This is a genomic window from Arthrobacter sp. MDT2-3 (genome assembly GCF_059090465.1).
The window spans coordinates 517,697-537,291 of sequence record NZ_JBNHFS010000003.1 but is presented as its reverse complement, the minus strand read 5'-3'; the positions used below and the strand labels follow the sequence as shown (position 1 = coordinate 537,291).

The 19,595-nt window shown below is 59.9% G+C and carries 7 protein-coding genes and 2 pseudogenes; 4 read left to right on the top strand and 5 right to left on the bottom strand.

What is annotated here, in order from left to right:
• Positions 1-166: 166 nt before the first annotated feature.
• Positions 167-1,072, bottom strand: a pseudogene (locus AC5RUQ_RS12350) (APC family permease); the annotation flags it as partial.
• Positions 1,073-1,095: 23 nt separating this feature from the next.
• On the opposite strand from AC5RUQ_RS12350, the gene AC5RUQ_RS12345 reads away from it, so the two are divergent.
• Entirely contained in the window at positions 1,096-1,578 is a 483-nt protein-coding gene (locus tag AC5RUQ_RS12345; protein WP_493947600.1) for a DUF6650 family protein, read from the top strand.
• A gap of 32 nt (positions 1,579-1,610) precedes the next feature.
• On the opposite strand, the pseudogene AC5RUQ_RS12340 reads toward AC5RUQ_RS12345, so the two are convergent.
• From AC5RUQ_RS12340 to AC5RUQ_RS12325, 4 genes and pseudogenes are all read right to left on the bottom strand, one after another.
• A pseudogene (locus AC5RUQ_RS12340) lies at positions 1,611-1,969 on the bottom strand (transposase family protein); the annotation flags it as partial.
• A 309-nt stretch (positions 1,970-2,278) separates the two neighbouring features.
• Complete coding sequence (locus AC5RUQ_RS12335; protein ID WP_493947599.1) at positions 2,279-2,632, bottom strand: hypothetical protein; 354 nt, start codon at positions 2,630-2,632, stop codon at positions 2,279-2,281.
• 1,030 nt (positions 2,633-3,662) lie between these two features.
• Positions 3,663-4,127, bottom strand: a complete 465-nt coding sequence (locus tag AC5RUQ_RS12330; protein ID WP_493947598.1) for a hypothetical protein — start codon at positions 4,125-4,127, stop codon at positions 3,663-3,665.
• Between the two features lie 56 nt (positions 4,128-4,183).
• Positions 4,184-5,539, bottom strand: coding sequence for a hypothetical protein (locus AC5RUQ_RS12325; RefSeq protein WP_493947596.1), 1,356 nt, complete (start codon positions 5,537-5,539; stop codon positions 4,184-4,186).
• A gap of 149 nt (positions 5,540-5,688) precedes the next feature.
• Between AC5RUQ_RS12325 and AC5RUQ_RS12320 the strand changes: the two genes are divergently transcribed.
• From AC5RUQ_RS12320 to AC5RUQ_RS12310, 3 genes are read left to right on the top strand one after another with little or no spacing between them, the layout of a single operon-like run.
• Positions 5,689-8,550, top strand: coding sequence for a helicase-related protein (locus tag AC5RUQ_RS12320; RefSeq protein ID WP_493947595.1), 2,862 nt, complete (start codon positions 5,689-5,691; stop codon positions 8,548-8,550).
• Entirely contained in the window at positions 8,550-13,220 is a 4,671-nt protein-coding gene (locus AC5RUQ_RS12315) for a DNA methyltransferase (protein ID WP_493947593.1), read from the top strand. Before AC5RUQ_RS12320 ends, AC5RUQ_RS12315 begins: the two co-directional genes overlap by 1 nt.
• Positions 13,220-19,594, top strand: coding sequence for a DEAD/DEAH box helicase (locus AC5RUQ_RS12310; RefSeq protein ID WP_493947592.1), 6,375 nt, complete (start codon positions 13,220-13,222; stop codon positions 19,592-19,594). Before AC5RUQ_RS12315 ends, AC5RUQ_RS12310 begins: the two co-directional genes overlap by 1 nt.
• The last annotated feature ends 1 nt before the right edge of the window (position 19,595 follow it).

The window sequence follows — 19,595 nt, the reverse complement described above, 5'->3', positions numbered from 1 at the left end:
TCTCGGCGGGCAGCTGTTCGGCGCCGTGTGGAAGCAACTGGCAATTCTGACAACCGAGCTGTCCTAGTTGTGGTGCCCAATGGGATACGAGACCCGTCATAGGTGATACGGGGTCGGTCGGTTGAGACCTGCGGAAGTGTTCGTTGGCCGGGGCTAGTTGTAGTGCTCAAGGAGGTGGGTTGGGTGAATGTGATGACTCGCTGGAGTCGTGAATCACCGGGACCACTACGTAGGACACCGGGTTCAGCTGCTGCCCGGCCCGGCGCTGGCGCACATAGTGGAACACCACCGAGGCGTTCACCAGCGTGAAGGCGGTGAAGGCACCAAAGTTGATGAACGACGTCGAGGTGGCCACGTCCAGGAAGATCGCGATCAGGCCCACAATGCCGGTGACCACCAGGTTCGCCACCGGAGTGTGGAACCTCTCGCTGAGCCGGCCGAAGACCGCCTTGGGCAGGACGGAGTCGCGACCCATCGCATAGAGCAGGCGGGAGGCGCTGGCCTGTGCGGCGAGCCCGGAGGCGAACTGCGCCACCACCAGGCCAGCCAGGAACACCGCGCCGAACAGCTGCCCGCCGATCTGCAGGGCGATGGAACTCGCTGCGGACGCCAAGTCCTCGAACACCCCGCCGGGGTGGACCAGCTGGGTCACGTAGGACACCGCCACGAAGATGCCGCCGCCGATCAGGGCCACCAGCATGATGGCGCGCGGCACCGTCCGGCGAGGGTTGACGGTTTCCTCGGTGAGGGTGGTGACGGCGTCGAACCCCAGGAACGAGTACGCGGCGATGGCCGCCCCGGCAGAGATGGTGGCGAAACTGGCGGTGTCGTTGAAGAACGGCTGCGCGCTGGCCAGTCCCCCGGCCCCGTTGGCGGAGACCACGCTGCCGATGGCCAGCGCCACGAAGAACACGAGGACCAGCAGCTGGAACGCCATCAGCACGTAGTTTGCCTTGTCCGCCACCTTGATGCCCAGGATGTTCAGCAGCGTGGTGATGACGATGAAGCCCACGATCCAGACGCTGATGGGGATGCCGGGGAACATACCCTCGTGTCCAGTGAAGGAGGAAAGAGCGAGTGCCGCAAACTGGAGTCATGTGGGATACGTTTATGCCAGACTTGGTGGTTGCACTTATAGGCGCCCTAGTAGGCGCTTTGCTAACTGTAGCGATCGCCTATGGCACATTTCTGATGCAACAGGCGCGGCAGGAAAAGCATGTCGTGAGGGGACTCATCAATGACCTTTACCACCGTCGAGCCTTGGCAGTAACAAGACCTCAGGAAATTCCGGACGCCGGAGAAGGAAAAGACTTTGAACGCGCGGGCCTTAGCGTCATCGACATCCGGGATCATATTCGCCGTGTACGCGACCAAGTTCGTCAGGACACCGAAACCGTAGACGCTCTGTCAAATATGATCCGCGCCTGCAACAGATACTTAGAAGTGAGCGAAGGAGAGCCAAACTTCTACGCCTTCCTCCTAAAAAAGCTTCAAAAAGACCTTGAAGAAGGGGTCACGCAAATTGCGGAGAGAGTTCGTGGCGTAGATGCTCTGCCGCCTGGCCGTGGTGCTATTTAGCAGCCACAGGTGACTATCTACCTGACACGTTTGCGATTCTGCTTGCCCCGCTGCCGGCCAACGTAGCGCCAGCCACCACCGTCCGGAATGTTGCCGAGCTTCTTAACATCCACATGGATCATCGCCCCCCGGTTTGTCGTGCTCGTAGCGGCGGATGACCTCTCGGGTGCGCTTATCCGCGTGATGCAACCGGTTCAGCCGGCAACGGACCAAGACCGACCGCGTGGACCGTGGGGGCAGGCATAGCCAGCTTCGCTCCAATCGCAATGGGCCCCAGCCGTTGCTTCCAACGCAGGTGCACGACCTTGCGAACCAGATGCTGCGGGGTCCGGTTCGCCACCCGGTGCGGGCTCGAGGACGGGTCAATCATGCCCGCCTCGCCCACCGGGCGTACCGCTCAGCCGGCCCAGCGCTTGGCCGTGGGCCGTGGGACATGAGGACCTCCTGGTCGCCTCAGCAGTGTTCTAAGCAATCCACTGTGCAACCGGAGGTCCTTCAGTGCTGTCATCTGCGCGTACCTGCTCTCCCGGCTGGCCTTTTACCGGAAGATCCACCTGTTCGACGCGCAGGGCTTTGGGGAGTCGGCGTTCATCAAGCCGGGCCGTCCACCGATCCTGTGGTGTTCGTGCACGGGGGAGTACGGTTCGGGTTGATGAAACGCCCCTTGGCTGGAATACGCTCCAGCCAAGGGGCACCTCTCCTAGTCCAAAAGCCCGATGGCCTCCCCAAGATTGGTGTGCAGGTACTTGAGGTCTTCAACAGAGACTTGCAACTGGGCCGAGTCCTCGTCCTTCGTTGACTTCCAGAACCTAAGAAGCAGCTCCGGTTGCTCCATTTCGGCTTCCTGCATGATGTCCAGGAATACTGTGTCGATCTGGTCTGGGATCATAGGGTTCTCTGCGAACGTTGCCCGCAGCGCGGCAAGCTCGGGATTCTGCTCTTCCGAATCGGAATCAGGCTCATCGGCGGTGAAGAGCGGAATAAGTGCCGTGCATAAGTCCTCATCAACCTCATGCTTCTCGCACCACGGCTTGCATTGGTCGGTTTCGGTCATTTTGCCCCCTTGATCCTAAATGGTTCTCCCAATCTGATCACTAAGCTGACGCACTGACAACCCCATACAGCACCACCAATTGCAGCCAGCTGGCGGTTTTTTTCGTACACAAAACCGGCCAGGGAATTACATGTCCGAAGGAACGCTAGACCCCGTACCCGCGGAGCTTTATATAGTTGGAAACCCCGCCCACAGTTCTACCTCATGGCAGAAACCACAGAACTAACCGAAGAACATATCTCCGTTGACGAGCGTTTAACATCCCCGACGGCGTAAACGTCCGGGAAGTAAACCATCCCGAGCACTTTGCAGAAACGGCACTAAATGCCGCGTTTGCCCGCCGCCGGTTTCTTACCTCTATCGCCCCCTTGGCGAAGACGACGCGGACGCTGAACGGCTACCAGGCCAAGGGCTATCATCCTGTCGATGATCTAATGTGGTAAGCGAACAGTACCGAACTGGTGACGTCGGCTGACCGCGGCGTTACTCTCAGCACAGCAAAGACCCTTCCAACGGGTGTCGTGGCAAACACCACCAAGAAAGTCCTACGGTCCGGCGGTTACGTAGGGCTGCGAGCGGTGGAATTCGCTGATGGGCCCACGAAGGTTTGGCGTACCCCTGTCGGATCCTACACATGGTCCGCCCCGCTGGACAGCATGACCTACCTCGGTGGGCTCCTGGGGCCGGGCATGAAAGCTGGAGGAAGACAGCTTTCGTGGGAGATGACGGCGGGATTTGGATGACGATGGCGCCAAGAAAGTATGTTCTGGGATCATGTCGGCCACTTTCGTCTAAGACTTCGGCCTCAACTTCTTCAGCAGCAGTGCGGACGTCAGTCCACAAAGGTTCCCAGTTTGCGTCTGGGACCACACATAAGGGCGCTGAAACAGTGGCACGACCAAGCTGCGAAGACATGTCCCAGAGCTACGTCGCCGGCTTTCATCATTCCCCCAATTAAGTTCGGACCAATAGCTCGTTAGGCTAACTCCACCATAGCTGCGCCGAAGCCTAGCAACGCCGCAGCCCGCCGTCAGATTCTGAGACTCTCGATACTTTCCTCAATAAGACCGAACTCGTTGGACTCCGCGTAGTCAAAAAAGTCCACTATCTGCTTGGAAACGGGTATTAGCGATCCCTCGTCAAAGCCCGGAACGTTGTCTCCGGGACCTACATACACCCACTTGGCATTATTTCTGTAGTGAAATTTTTCGTCATTCACGAGCACTAGTATGAGGAGTACCGTACCGCCGGTGCTCATCGTCACGAAGTATTCTTCATGGTCTTCAGGTTGTGGAGAACGGGGCCACCGTTCAAGTCGTGCTTCGACTATCGAGTCCGGGTCCAGGTCGTAGTAGAACTCGTCATCATGCTTGAAGTAGCCAGACCTCAGAATGTTCCGATCAACTAAATGATCTATGGACAATATAGAACCTGAACCGAAAGAATCGCGGTGTATCGACTTCATATCTCCCCAAGTAACGAACATTGATAACACGATTTTCCCTTTCTTCTTGCCTTGACGCACGGATCTGCCTGCCGGGTCCAGTACGACTATGTCTTAGTTGCTATCCATGTGGTGAAATCCGATAAAGACACTTCCTCACCTACTTCCAAACCGGAGTCGCCGTTCGAGTCCCAGAACTCGATGGCGAAAGGTTCCAAGTACTTATCGACTTGGCACAGATACCGCCCTCCCCAAGGGCGCATATCGCCATCGTCTGTAGGCATATGATTTTCACAGTCGAGAACCGGCCAGTATCCGCGCTCCCAAATCCCCGCACGTCGGGATTCCCCGTACCCTGTGTCCATTGAGCCACGAACTAGGCCTTGTATGGCGAAGTCATTTACGTCTCCGGGATCATCCTGCGTGACAAAATGAATCGATTTGCCGGGAAAATCTTGTTGTTTGGGCCGCGGAGACTTGGCTTTCTCGTTCACGTCCCAAGTGAGTACCGCTTCCCTTAGGTCTTCGATGGCAATCGGAAGCATAGTTCCTTCATGATCGGGCCTCCTTTCGACTGGCAGCCAAGAACCTCTGTAACGGAGCCAGGTATGTGGGCCCGACTGGACTGAAACCCCCGTGATTTCATCACTGCCTACGCTATTCAGCAGCACAGCTTCTGCCGAACAGGTCAGTAGATGTCGCACGGATTCCCAGCACAATAGGTTATTGTCGACCAATTCAAACAGCATTGAATCAAACGTTGGGATCACCTGAAATGGTGAACCTAGGGCGATAGCGGCTGTAACTGTGAGGTCACAGGTATCTCCCTGCGCGGAGCGCGAAAAGCGGACGGCGTTGGATTCTCGGATCAACTTTTCGGCATGATCAATTAGGACAGCACGCTGAACACGCTCACGCAACGTGAGGTTACTCAGCAGTTTCCATTGGTGATCTGAACTGCGGCTCCACAAGAGGCCTTTAGTAGCGAGTTCCATTTTAAGGTCAGCTTGTCCCGGCGGGCGGCGGACAAAAAGCTGTTGTTCTCCAAGGCCGAACACCTCATAGGCAACATCGGATCTCTTGCCCGGATGGTCGTACCATTCGACGGCTTGATCTACCAGATAACCAACTTCTACACCTATGCTCCGCTCGTCCATTTGAGAATAATCGAAGAGGGAATACTCCTCATCGGGAGGCGCTGAGAAAAACCAGGCATCCTCATCTTTACATTGAGAAGTGTTCAGCCATTCGCCGTCCGTCCGGTACTGACACTCATCGGAATTCCCAACAACGTACCGGACCAGAAAGAGCTCCAGACCTTCCTCAGGGCGCGGACCGTTGATGAACTGTAGTTGCCATTTTTGATCCTCCACTGGAACTGAGTGTGTTCCGGGTACAAGATCGTGATCGTCCTGAGGCACCCCAACCTGCTTTCGTTGAACAACTTCAGGAAAGTGTCCCATCGAGTTACGACATCGCGCTAACGGTCAGGATATTCCTCGCAAAAGCCCAGCCAGGGCCGCGATCCTAGTATGTTTAGGGGACCACCAGCTAGTCATAGGCTCCCCTTGAGTGCTGGTGCATGGGGAAGCAGCAAACACAGGAGCAGGTCTTGACAGTTACAGCCGAAAACCGGGAACTCAACGTCGCACCCGGTTCGGTGGTCCACGTCCGTGATGAGGAGTGGTTGGTCACCAGCCTCGAGAAGTCCGTGGACGGAACACTCATAAGGGTCCAAGGCCTCAGCGAGCTAGTAAGGGACACCACCGCGGCCTTCTACTCCGCCCTTGACGACATCGAGGTCGTGGACCCCGCCAAGTCCAAGGTCGTCGCGGACGATACTCCGAACTACCGCAAGGCGCGCCTCTTCCTGGAGACCACGCTGCGCAAGACGCCCACCCCGCAGTCCGCGGAACACCTCACGATCTCTACGCGCATGCTCTCGAGAAACCTGAAGTATCAGCAGATTGCCGTCGCGAAAGCCCTAGACACGAAGAACATTAGGCCACGAATCCTCATCGCCGACGCCGTCGGCCTCGGCAAGACGCTCGAGATCGGCATGATCCTCAGCGAGCTGGTCAAGCGCGGCCGTGGTGAGCGCATTCTCGTAGTCACGCCCAGACACGTGCTTGAGCAGATGCAGCACGAACTCTGGTGCCGCTTCGCCCTGCCGTTTGTTCGCCTCGACTCCGCCGGCATTCAGAAGGTTCGCCAAAAGCTTCCGGCCACGCGCAACCCCTTCACCTATTACAAGCGCGCCATCATTTCCATAGACACCCTAAAGAGCGCCCGTTACCGCGCGCACCTGGGCAAGCTGAACTGGGACGCCGTCGTCATTGACGAGTCCCACAACCTCACCAACACCGGCACCCTCAACAATGAGCTCGCCCGCATCCTCGCTCCCAACACGGAAGCCTTGCTCCTCGCCTCGGCCACTCCGCACAACGGCCGCAACGAGTCCTTTGCCGAGCTCCTCCGTCTCCTTGACCCCACGGTCGTCCGCCCTGACGGGACCTTTGATCCCAAGCAGGTGGAGAACCTCATCATCCGCCGGCACAGGCACAGTCCCGAGGTTGCCCAGGAAGTAGGTGCGGACTGGGCCGAGCGGGAGGAACCGGACAACCGGCTCGTTGCCGCCTCAGCCGCCGAGAATGCCATCGCGGAGGAGCTCTCGGATACCTGGCTTTATCCCGAGGGCCGGCCGTCCCCGTATTCGGGTCAGAACGGCTCCTTGTTTTCCTGGACGCTCGCGAAGGCCTTTCTCTCCAGCCCTGCCGCGCTGCTTGAAACTGTAACGGAGCGTCTGAAAAAGCTCGACGCCGATGCCCCCACCGAGGCCAAAGAGGTCGAGGCGCTGGGTCGCCTAAAACAGCTCGCGCAGCAAGCCAACACCGGCGAATCCGGAAAGTACAACGAACTCGTCAGCTACCTTAAGAAGATCGGGGTCGGCAAGGGATCGTCAACAAGGGCAGTAGTCTTCGCCGAGCGCGTCGCCACGCTGAAGTGGCTGCAGGAGACCCTGCCCAAGGCCCTCGGCCTCAAGCCCGAAAATGTAGGTCTCCTGCACGGCGGTCTCAGCGACGTCGAACAGCAGAGCATCGTGGACCAATTTAAACGCGGCAACAGTCCGCTCCGGGTCCTGGTCACGGGCGACGTGGCCTCCGAAGGTGTCAACCTGCATGCCGAATGCCACCACCTTATCCATTTCGATATTCCGTGGAGCCTTATCCGGATCGAGCAGCGCAACGGCCGTATCGATCGCTTCGGCCAGCGCCACAAGCCGCAGATCACCACTCTTCTGCTGAACCCGAACAACACCCGCTTCTCCGGCGACATCAAGGTTCTGACGCGCCTAATCGAGCGCGAGCACGAGGCGCACGCTGTGCTGAATGACGTCGCCTCCCTCATGGGGAAGTACAGCGTCAAGCAGGAGGAAGACGCCATTCTGGATGTCCTCCTTGGCAAGAAGGAGTTCGAAGAAACAGTTGGCGAACCAGACCCAGACCCCGAGTCAGGCGACGTCTGGGACTTCCTCGACTTCGAAGCCCTCAACCAGGACGGACCGAGCGAGGACGTACCAGTCGAAAAGCCGTCCGGCCTCTACGCCACGGACTTGGACTTCCTCGACGAGGCGCTGAACGAGGCCTTTGGCGAACCCCAGAAGAAACTCGGCTGGACTATTCACCCAGGCCATGGCCTCGCAGAGCTGAACCCGCCGGTGGACCTCCAGCATCGCCTGGGCTACCTTCCACAGGACTACCTTTCCGAGCGCAGAGTCACGGAGCGACTCAAGCTGGCCACCACAGTAGAAGCTGGCACCCGAGAGCTCGACCGTGCCCGCGAGTCTGATGACATGAGCTGGCCCGAAGCCCACTACCTTGGCCCGCTCCACCCCGTCCTAGACTGGGCCAGCGACCGGGCACTAGGGTCGATGTCCCGCAGCGAAGTGCTCGCCGTCCGCGGTGACGTCGACGCCCCGCAGGTTCTCCTCATGGGCACCCTTATGAACCGCCGTGGGCAGGTCGTGTCCAAGGCCTTCATCGCCGTCGAATTCCCCGACCCCAACAAACCCAACTTCTGCATGGACCAGCCCTTGGAGGACCTGGGGGACCACCTAGCAGCCATCGGCGTCCACAATAAGGCAACAAACCCTGGGCCCGTCAGTCTGGACGGTCTGCAGGCCCTCCTCCCACGCGCAGTGGAGAACGCCAGGCAGACAATGCAGATGACGTTCGAGTCCGCGGCCAAGGTAGCCGAGCAGCGGCTGCAGTCATGGACGGACCGCGCCACGGGCTGGACCCAGCTGTCCTTCGAGCTCACGCAGCGGGCCGAGGTCAAGAAGCAGCGGGAGCGCGTCACTGAGGAACAGCTCATCGCCGAGTCGCTCGCGCCCGCCCAGCGCCTGGTCCGCCCGCTTCTGATCGTTGTTCCCCGCCATACTCCTACCGCCGTACCGGAAGGTGCTGACCAGTAATGCCGTCCTTTGATTCGATCGTTGTCGGTGAAGACTGGATCAGCGAACACTTCTTCACCACGGATTCCACCAAAGAGTCCTTCCAAGCGGAAGTCATCAAACTCCGGAAGTCCTGGGATGAGCAAGCCAAGGAAGGCCACCCCACCACGCTCTCTCGTTTCTCCGAAGCCCGTGGCGGGCTGCAGATCCTCCTCGCCGGACTGGCCGAGGACCCTGCGGGCGCTCGCGAGGCGTACGCCCTCCTGCGCACCGCGCTCGGGTTCAAAGGTACGACGGCGGCAGTCACTTTTGAGCGCAGCGGCACCGAGACATTGGTTCCTGGCGTGTGGAAGACAGACAACGCCGACGTCGTGTTTCTTGAGGCCGGTGCAGCCGACGCTGCTGAAGATGTTCTGTCATCGGTAAAGCCGCTCGGACGCGTGCTCGTCGACGGCAAGGAGATGCCGTCCCTGACGCTGGCCAAGGTCGTGTCCGAAATTTACCTTGCGGAACGCTCGCCCAAGTACGTCGTCGTAATGGCGGGGCGCTGGCTGGTGGTGACGGAGCAGGAGCGCTGGGCCGAGGGCCGCTATCTCGCCGCCGACGCCCTGCTGGTTGCCGACCGGAACGACACCAGAAAGCATTCGGAAACCGATCGGTTCCTTGCCATCTTCGGCCGCGACTCACTGATGCCAACTCCCGACGGGTCCATCTGGTGGGATGACATCCTGGCAGCTTCCATAAAACACACGGTGGGTGTCTCCCAGGACCTGCGGGAGGGCATCCGCCGCTCCATCGAAATTATCGCCAATGACGTGCTCAAGAGGCGAGCCGCACGCGGGCTCCCCTTGGACGACGTCGACGGTCAGGACCTGGCCCGCCAATCCCTGCGGTTCCTTTACCGCATACTGTTCCTGCTGTACGCGGAGGCCTCACCCGAGATGGGTGTGTTGCCCATTGGTGCGGGTGAATACAACGAAGGCTACGGCCTGGATCGGCTCCGGGAACTGACACTCGTTAACATCCAGTCGCAGGAATCGCAGTGCGGCACCCACATCTACGAATCTCTGGAGCGGCTGTTCCGGCTTGTCGACGGCGGACACAAGCCTTGGCGTGAATCATCGTCCGCTGACGAACCTTCCGGAGACAACGAAGGACTCGCCTTCCAGCCTCTGAAGGCGGACCTTTTTCAGGAGCAGGCCACATCTCTTATTAACGACGCCAAGCTGAGCAACTCGGAGCTTCAGCGCGTTCTGAAGCACCTGCTGCTGAGCAAGGAAGCCCGAGGGAAAGACCGCGGCTTTATCTCTTACGCCGAGCTGGGCATCAACCAGCTTGGTGCCGTCTATGAAGGCCTGATGTCCTACACCGGCTTCATCGCTTCCGAACCCCTTTACGAAGTAGCGAAGGACGGCAACCCCGAGAAGGGTTCCTGGGTGGTCCCGGTTGATCGCTCCGAGTCCATCGATGCCAAACACTTCGTCCGCTATGAGGACGAGCTGACGGGCGAGAAAAAACTTGTTCTTCACGAAACCGGATCTTTCGTGTTCCGACTTGCTGGCCGCGAACGTCAACAGTCTGCCTCCTACTACACCCCGGAGGTACTCACGAAGTTCGTCGTGTCACAGGCTCTCGAGGAGCTGCTGGACCAAGACGGCGGAATCACTCCGGCCGACGATATTCTCAAGCTTACGGTGTGTGAGCCGGCTCTGGGCTCCGGCGCGTTCGCCATTGAAGCGGTCCGTCAGCTCGCGGATGAGTATCTAAAGCGCAAGCAAAAGGAACTCGACGTCCAGATCCCAGCTGATGAATACTCGCAGGAACTGCAGAAAGTGAAAGCGCAGATCTCCCTGCATCAGGTCCACGGTGTTGACCTGAATTCTACAGCGGTGGAGCTTGCCGAAGTTTCGCTGTGGCTGGACACGATGGTCAAGGACCTTCAGGCTCCGTGGTTCGGGCTACGGTTACGCCGGGGAAACTCGCTCATCGGTTCGCGAAGAGCCACATATTCACGTCAGTCAGTCAACGACAAGACATGGCTGAAGTCTGAGCCAGCCGAGGCACCGCTCACCGGTCTTGTTGGGGCTATGGCGGACGACACGGATGATCCGAATGTTGCTAGTCGTATCCACCACTTCTTGTTGCCAGCCGAAGGCTGGGGTGCGGCCGCCGAGGCCAAAGAAGTCAAAGATCTGGCGGGTGAAGCGCAGAAGGAGTTGAAGGCCTGGCGAACCAGAGTCAAGGCAAAGCCGAGCAAGACCCAGCTCGATCGCCTGGTGGCCTTGGGCAGCCGAGTGGAATCGATGTGGAAGTTGACACTGCGTCGCCTGCAGGTCGCTGAGGCCGAGGCGCGCCGGGAGATCGACTACTTCGGCAATCGGCCCGCGGTGGTTGAGCCAGTCGAAACCAAGGACTCGGTGGTTGAGCCTGTCAAAACCTCAGCGGTCACCCGGGAGCAGATCGAGCAGTCGCTCAACGATCGAAACGGATCATACCAGCGGCTGCGCAGGGTCATGGATGCGTGGAACGCACTGTGGTTCTGGCCATTGACGGAACGCGCGACAGGCGGAGCTCGCCCTCCCTCGCTCGAGGAGTGGATCTCCGCCCTCGAGGGTATCCTCGGGATCGAAGCTTCCGCAGGAAAGACTTCACGGAAATATGGCCTAATCGAAGGCCAGACGTCGGTGCTCTCAATGGCGTCGTGGGGCGAGCTAGAAGCCATTGAGTCCTTCGATGTCAGCACCTCGCTGGTTAAGCCGATTAGCATTGTCAAGTTGGAACATCCTTGGCTCGACGTATGTGAGCAAGTCGCGAGGGACCAAGGTTTCTTCCATTGGGAGCTCGACTTCGCTTCCGTCTTCGGTCGCGGTGGCTTTGATCTTCAATTGGGTAACCCGCCATGGGTTCGTCCACGCTCTGACGAGGCGGCGCTCCTAGCCGAAGGCGATCCCTGGTGGCAGCTAAACGAGAAGCCTACCCAGACCGTCCTAAAAGAGAAGCGCCAGGCCACGCTTGCTCACGACGGTATGCATCAATTTTTCATCGAAAATTCCACTCCAACGCCGGTCACGGCGGCATTCTTGGGATCGGAAACGGAGTACGCTCTTCTCTCCGGGCTTCAGCCCGACTCCTATCGCGCGTTCATGGTCCGGTCTTGGAGGTCGACTAACAGTAGCGGTGCGGTTGGCTTCCTTCACCCGGAATCACATTTCACTGAAAAAAAGGCTGCATTTCTTCGCTCTGAATCGTACCTCCGGTTGCGCAGGCATTGGCACTTTGTCAACGAACTGAAGCTATTCGACATCGCTCATACATTTTCCTTCGGTGTCCATGTCTACGGAAGTCGTCTCTCAGGCCCGGACTTCATAATGGCAGCTTCTGCGTATCACCCTGAAACAGTCGAGCGATCGCTCCGGCACGACGGTATGGGGCAGGTTCCGGGTCTTAAGGATGACGAAGGAAATTGGGATACACGACCCCACGCGGATCGTATTATTCGGGTTACGGAACCGGTCTTGAGCGTCTGGGCTGAAATTCTTGACGAACCTGGTACCCCTGCTACGCAGGCGAGGATGGCCTATCCGGTTAACAGAGCGAGTTCTCATGTGCTAAGCAAGTTGAGTCGAGCTCGTAGGCTTCGTGACCTGCCACTGCAATACTCGCGAGGTTGGGACGAATCGATTGATCGTAAGAAGGGCTACTTCGACGTAGGATCGGCCACTCCAACCTCGCTCAAAAATGCAATTATCCAAGGCCCACACTTTATCGAGCTGTTGCCGTACGCAAAGCAGCCTAATCCCACCATGAAAAGTCACGGCGACTGGACTGAGATTGACTTGGAAGCATTATCCGAGAACTTCATTGCCCGCACTAGCTATCAGCCGATTCGCAGCGCTGGTTCAAGTGTCAGTCGATTTGATGCAGATTATGGGCAGTGGCTCACTCCTAACGGAACTTCGGTTCCTGTGCAAAATGAGTTTAGAATTGTTTGGCGACGCATGGCTGCGCTTTCAAACAAGCGGACATTGCGTTCCTCGGTATTACCACCCGGTCCGATGCATATCAACACAGTTTGTTCGGCAGGAATGTTTAGCAGTCCCAAGGAACTCCTGTGCATTCTTGCTGGGATGAGTAGTATTGTCGTCGATTTCATGGTCAAGGTCTCAGGTGTTACGGACCTTTGGCCTAGCGCGGTTGCCGCTCTGCCCATGATCGACACGAAAGACAGCGTTGCCGAGGAAATATCGCTCCGGACGGCCAGGCTCGTATGCTTGACGAGGCCCCTTGCGGAGCTGTGGAATGCGGTTAATGAGGAGACCTGGAATCCGGAGACGCCAGCGCGAATCTCAGCTGTACGACGTCAGTTGGAGATTGAAATCGATGTCTTGGCCGCTATCAGCCTGAGCATTACAATAGACGAATTGTGCACGATCTACCGCACTCAATTCCCAGTACTTGTGGCCTATGAAAAGAACGATCTTTATGACGTCGCCGGCCGGAAGGTGCCTGTTGAACTAAATAAGCTCTACCATAAGCGGGGTGATGATTTGACCCTTGCGGAGCGCACCTGGAAGCACCCGCAGAGCGGAGTCGAGTACATCTTCGAGTTCCCCTTCCAGAGTTTCGATCGGGAGGAGGACATGCGCAAGGCATACGCGCACTTCTCGAGCATGCTGGGGGAAAACTCCTGATGTCGGAACTGCTGCCCACCAGCCAAGCGGGTGACCTCCGTCGTGGTCTCTCGGATTACCTGGCCACAACCTTCGCACTCACTGATGGCAACGCCCAGTCTGCTATTAAGGACTTCCTCGCTGATCCGGACAACGGCTTGTTTAGAGGCTCTTACGTTCGGGTGCGCTTGCCTTTCGAAGCGGCCGAACCCGGCTGGCGGGACTGCCTCGATTGGTACGAGGGGTTCGAGCCCTACGGGCACCAGGCCCGAGCATTCCATAGACTGAGTAGTAAGGCCACCGAAAGCAGCGGTGCTGCAGCAAGCCGCCGCCCGGAGCCGACACTCGTCACGACGGGCACTGGCTCGGGCAAAACCGAGGCGTTTCTGTATCCCATCCTGGATCACGTCCTGCGGGCCAAACGTGACGGCGTCACGGGCATGAAGGCGCTCATTCTCTACCCGATGAACGCCCTAGCCAATGACCAGGCCAAGCGCTTGGCCGAAATGCTGACCACTTACTCCGAGCTCTCCGGGATCAGCGCCGGCATCTACACCGGACAGCGGGACACTAGCCGCACCAAAGTCTCCAGGGACGGTCTCATCAATGACCGGCAGGTCTTCCGCGAAGACCCGCCGGACATCCTGCTGACTAACTACAAGATGCTGGACATGCTCCTGCTCCGCCAGGAGGACGCGCCTCTCTGGCAAAAATCGGCGACAAGTCTGCAGTACGCGGTCCTGGATGAGTTCCATACCTACGACGGTGCTCAAGGCACCGACGTGGCTATGCTGCTGCGCCGGCTCGGGTTGTCGCTCAAGAGCTACTGGCCTGAAGACCTCACCGACCACCCGCAGGGTCTGACAGAGGAGGACCGAACCCGCCCACTTGGCCGCGTCACTCCCGTCGCCACTTCCGCCACCCTCGGCAGCAAGGGTGACCCCGAAACAATGCTGCGGTTCGCCGAGACTGTCTTCGGCGAAGTTTTCCCTCATGAGGCCGTTGTCACCGAGTCCAGGCTGAGCTCTGAAGACTGGTCAGCACTCGGCTCCGGCACAGCCCGGGCGAAGGATCTGCACGCCGTTGCATTAAATATCTCCGAAACGAACGCGGCCGTAGCGGCACTGCGGGAAGCGGGCGGCGCTCCGGAAACCGTGGTTGAACCCATTCTCCAAGCACTCTTCGAGCACCGGCCTATGGACCTGCTGGATGCGATGCGTACGCATCCGCTCACCACAGCCTTGCTGGCCCACACAACCGTCGCCGTCGACCTCGCCAAACTGACTCAGGCAATCTTCCCGGCGCATGCTCTGCCTGAAGGCGTGAACGCCGCGGGGGCCGAAGAGTTTCTATCCCACGTCATCGCGCTGCTCAGCCACATCCGCGCGCGCCATGGTCGCGAAGCTCTGACCGTCGAAACCCACCTCTGGATCCGCGAGATGTCCAGGGTGGATGCCGCCGTGGACACGGTACCGCGATTTCGCTGGTCGGACGACGGTATTGATCAGTCGAATGACATGTTCCTCCCTGCCGTCTACTGCAGGCACTGTGGACGGTCCGGCTGGGGCGCCGTCCTGGCACCGACCGGCATGGACCTGGAGCTGGACGACTCCAAGATCCGCGAGGCGCGCCTGGCGAACAACCCAAGGTTCAGAACTCTCATTTCCGCCGCAGCGGAGGCCGACATTATCGAATTCCGTCAGGACGGTGCGGAGCAGGTCCAGGGACTGCACTGGCTGCATACAGTCAACCGGGGACTTTCTAAAACTCCTCCCGCGGCTGACAGCGCAGATCTGGCCGAAGGCCGCGTCATCCCGGTGCTGATGCTGACCGGACAGGACGCCGACGACCAGTCCAAGCGGGACGTCTGCCCGTCCTGCCTGGCCAAGGAAGGCATCGCCTTCATGGGCAGCGCCATCGCCACGATGCTCTCCGTAAGCATCTCTAACCTCTTCGGCGCCGAAGGCCTGGACGAGGGAGAGAAGAAGGCACTGGTCTTCACCGACAGCGTGCAGGACGCCGCCCACCGAGCCGGGTATGTCCAGTCCCGTTCCCACACCATGACGCTTCGTACCGCGCTGCGCCGTGCCCTGGGCGAGGACACAGCGACACTCTCAGAGGTTGTCGACGCTGCCATCGCCAATGCGAAATCGCCCACGGAGCGCTATCAGCTGGTCGCCCCCGAATACGTGGACCGCCAAAGTTTCCGGCAGTTCTGGAACCCGAAAGCTACTCCGGCCGAACAGGCGCGAGGACGCCGGTTCGCAAGGCGACGCCTGCAGTTCGACGCCCTCCTGGAGCTCGGCCTGCAATCCCGCACCGGCCGGACGCTGGAGCTCACCGGTTCTCTCGCCGTCGAGACGGATGCGGGCAGTGCCACGCGCATGCTCGCCGTCGCCCGCCGGGCGTACGATTCGGCGCAGCACCAGACGATGGTGGGAGACACTCCGCCTACAGACCAGCAGTTGTTGCAGTGGATCCGCGGCACCGTGGAGCGCGTCCGCCTTCAGGGCGGCATCCATCACGAGTGGCTCAAAGGGTACATCGCCACGGACGGCAAGCGGTGGCAGATCTGGGGAGGCCGGCCCAAAGGCGAAGGCATGCCTGCTTTCCCCTCTGGACGTCCCGCGCCGGCATTCCCGCGGATCGGCCGCGCGGACGCCGCGACGGACAACCTGGATACCGTCACGCCATCGACCTCGTGGTACTCCCGGTGGACGGCGCGCTGCCTCGGCATTGCGCCGTCGGACAGCGGCTACCTTTCCAAGGCGCTGATCACCGCGCTGGAAGAAGACGGCGTGCTGGGCAAGACGAGCACCAACTCCGGAGCCGACGTTTACTGGCTGGATCCGGCAAAGATCGTGCTCTCCGTTCCCGCCGTTGACGACCTCGAGTCCGGCCGCCATGTCCTTGCGTGCAAGGTCTGCAAGGCCGTGACTCCGGGGAGCCTGACTGTTATCGAACAGCTCGACGGCGCCCCGTGCACTCTGGTCCGGTGCAGCGGAAGGCTGGAACGCCAGGCTGGCGACTCCCGGAACTTCTACCGGGACCTTTACTCCTCCCGGGAAAGCAAACGTGTGGTCGCACGGGAGCACACCTCCCTCCTGGACGACAAGACCCGTATCACCTACGAGACCCAGTTCAAGTCGGGATCCGACAATCCACAGGCTCCCAACGTCCTGGTGGCCACGCCCACTCTGGAGATGGGCATTGACATCGGCGACCTCTCCTGCGTCATGCTTGCCTCGCTGCCCACTTCAGTCGCGTCCTACCTGCAGCGCGTCGGCCGTGCAGGCCGCCTCACCGGCAACTCGCTGGTCCTCGCGTTCGTTCGGGGCCGGGGCGAGCATCTGCCCAAGCTGCATGACCCGCTGTCTGTCATCAACGGTGAGGTCCGACCGCCTGCAACCTATCTGGACGCAGAAGAGATTCTGGGGCGCCAGTATGTCGCCCACGTGGCAGACCTGTTCGCCCGGACCCCCGGCCGCCCGCACCCCCGCGACGCGGTCCAGGCTCTCGGAAGCGTTGCAACGGGCTCGTTCATCGGGGAGCTGATCCAGGACGCGACGGCCAATGCAAAGACGTACCTGGCTGAGTTTCTTGGCCAATTCGGCGAAAAGGTCTCCGAGGGAAGCCGCCAACGGCTGATTGCCTGGGCATCCGAGCACGACGACGGCGAGCCCAGCGGTCTCGCCCGGCACCTCATCCGGGCGGCAGGGGAGTGGAAAGCCGATGTCGACGAGCTCGAGGGCCGCCGCAAGGAAATCGACAAGGCCCTCCCGGAGCTGGAAGCCGCGGCCAAAGAAGCAGAGCGGTTGGACGACAAATCCTCTTACGCAGTTCAGGCCCTCCGCACGGCCAAAGCGACTCTCCGCATGATCGGCGACCAGCTCAAGCAGCTCCGCGGCGACTACTGGATCTCGGTATTGGAAGCGTACGGAGTCCTGCCCAACTACACCCTGCTGGACGATTCCGTCAGCCTCGACGTGGGGCTGTCATGGAAGGACGCCGACACACAGGAGTTCGTCACGGACACCCTGACGTACAACCGCGGCGCCTCCATAGCGCTCAGCGAGTTCGCCCCCGGCGCCACGTTTTACGCCCAGGGCATGGAGATCCTGATCGATGCCGTGGATCTCGGGCCGCAGCAGAGCCACGTTCAGAAATGGCAGGTGTGCCCGCAGTGTGGCTGGATCAAGACAGACGTGGGCACCAGCGCACCGGTCACTAACTGCGTCAGGTGTACGACGGCGGCAATCGCCGACATGGGCCAGATCTTTGACGTCGTGGTCATGAAAAAAGTCTCCGCCGAAGTACGACGCGACGAGGCCGCCATCAACGACCGCCGCGATAACCGTGTCCGTGAACGATTTACGATCGCTGCCGCGGCTGACATCGACCAGCAGCACCTGCAAAAGCGCTGGTTCGTGGAAGGGTATGAGTTCGGCGCGGAGTACTTCAACCGGGTAGACATCCGGTGGATCAACACCGGGCGGACCGCGTCGAATGGCGGGGTCCGGACGATTGCCGGTGACGACGTGCGTACACCGATGTTCCGGCTGTGTTCCTACTGTGGCCAGCTGGACCAGTCGGCTAAGGAGAACCGGCCGAACGAGCACCGGTTCTGGTGCAAGTTCCGGAAGGAAACCCAGGAGAGCATCAAGGAAGTGGTTCTGGCCCGCGAGCTCAATACCCAGGGCGTGGTGTTGCACCTTCCGCTGGACGTCACCTACGGCGACGATTTCTCGGTGCCGAGTCTTCAGGCCGCGCTGCTCATGGGTCTCCAGAAAGTCCTGGGCGGCGCACCTGACCACCTCGGTGTGCTGAAGATCAATGATCCCGCACATGGCGGTGGCCGGATCGCACTCATGCTCCACGACAAGGTCCCCGGAGGCACGGGGTACCTGGCAGAGTTTGCCAATGCGAAACGCGTATGGGAGCTGCTGTACGCAGCGTGGCAAATAGTGCGTGACTGCAGCTGCCGTTTCGAGGAGCGGCTCGCCTGCCACCACTGCCTCCTGCCACACGCCGAGCCATGGCAGGTCGATAAGGTAGCGCGAGCAAGTGCCGAGCGGCTGCTTGGTCTCCTGCTGCGCTCCGGGCAGAAGGCCGCCGATGGTGAGGCCCCGCCGTCGTACACGGACTGGACCGTGACAGAAGAAGCGCCGAGCGCCGGAACGTCCATCGAATCATTGCTGGAAAAGCGGTTCCGAAAGGCCTGGATGGACCGCCTCAAAGCAGTGGGCGCGCACACCAAGATCACACCAGATGCGCTCGCGGACACTATTACCTTCCGCATCCCCGGGCAGAACTTCCAATGGCAGCTTCTCCCGCAGGTGGATGTTGCGGGCACACGGCCGGACTTCCTGCTGAAAGGACCGCCGGACCCGAACTTTCCGGTGCTGGCGATTTACACCGACGGTTTCGCATTCCACGCATCTCCAGAGCACAACCGGATTGCGGACGACGCCGAGAAGCGCGACAAGCTTCGGCACACCTCGGAGCTGTCTTCGGCCGTGGTTCCTTGGGCTGTCACATGGGAGGACGTGAACGCGTTTGAGGCGGGTCCGACGGCGCCTATTGCGCTGCCGTCCTGGGCAAACGCCAAGCTGAACGCACAGCTGATGGCCAAGTTCCCTGTGGACGCGTCCATCATGGGTGTGCTCGGACGGGATGCCATGAGCATGCTTTGGCAGTGGGTCAACAAGCCGGACGCTGAAGCCTGGGCTAAGTTTTCTGAGCTGGTGCCTCTGATGCTCATGCAGCAGAAACCGCAGCCTTCGGACGCAGACGCCGTTTACGGGCATGCTGTGGCCTTGTCCCGGGGAGAGCAGCCCGCGATGCCCACCGGCAGCGTGACCGCCTGGACGTACAGATCCGGGAGCGTCGGCTTTGCTGCCGCGGGCTCGCCCAACAGCCTGTCCACAATCGCCGTCGGCCTTTGCCTCGATGATCGACAGGATTCACTCGCTTCTTCGTCGCACGAAGCCTCTTGGCGCCTTTGGCTGCAGCTCTCGAACCTCCTGGCATTCAAACCCATAGGTTTGACCGTCGGATCCGTGGCTTCCGACGTGAGCACCGGTGGTTCCGTTACTGCAGAAGTCGCTCGACAGCAGATGGCGGACGAGGTCGGACCTGCGTGGAGGCCACTTCTGGATCAGGCAACTGAATTCGAAAAAACACTGCTGTTGCAGCTTGCCACTGCTGGTTTGGATATTCTGCCAGAGCTCGGATATGAGGTGGACGGCGTGCCAGTTTCAATCGCCTGGCCGGACCATCACCTTGCTGTCGTGTTCGACGGTGACGAACGTGAAGGGCTGGAAGCCTCGGGATGGACCACCGTGGGAATTGACGTTGATGAAATACGTGAACTGCTGAAGGCAAAGGGGGCTTGAC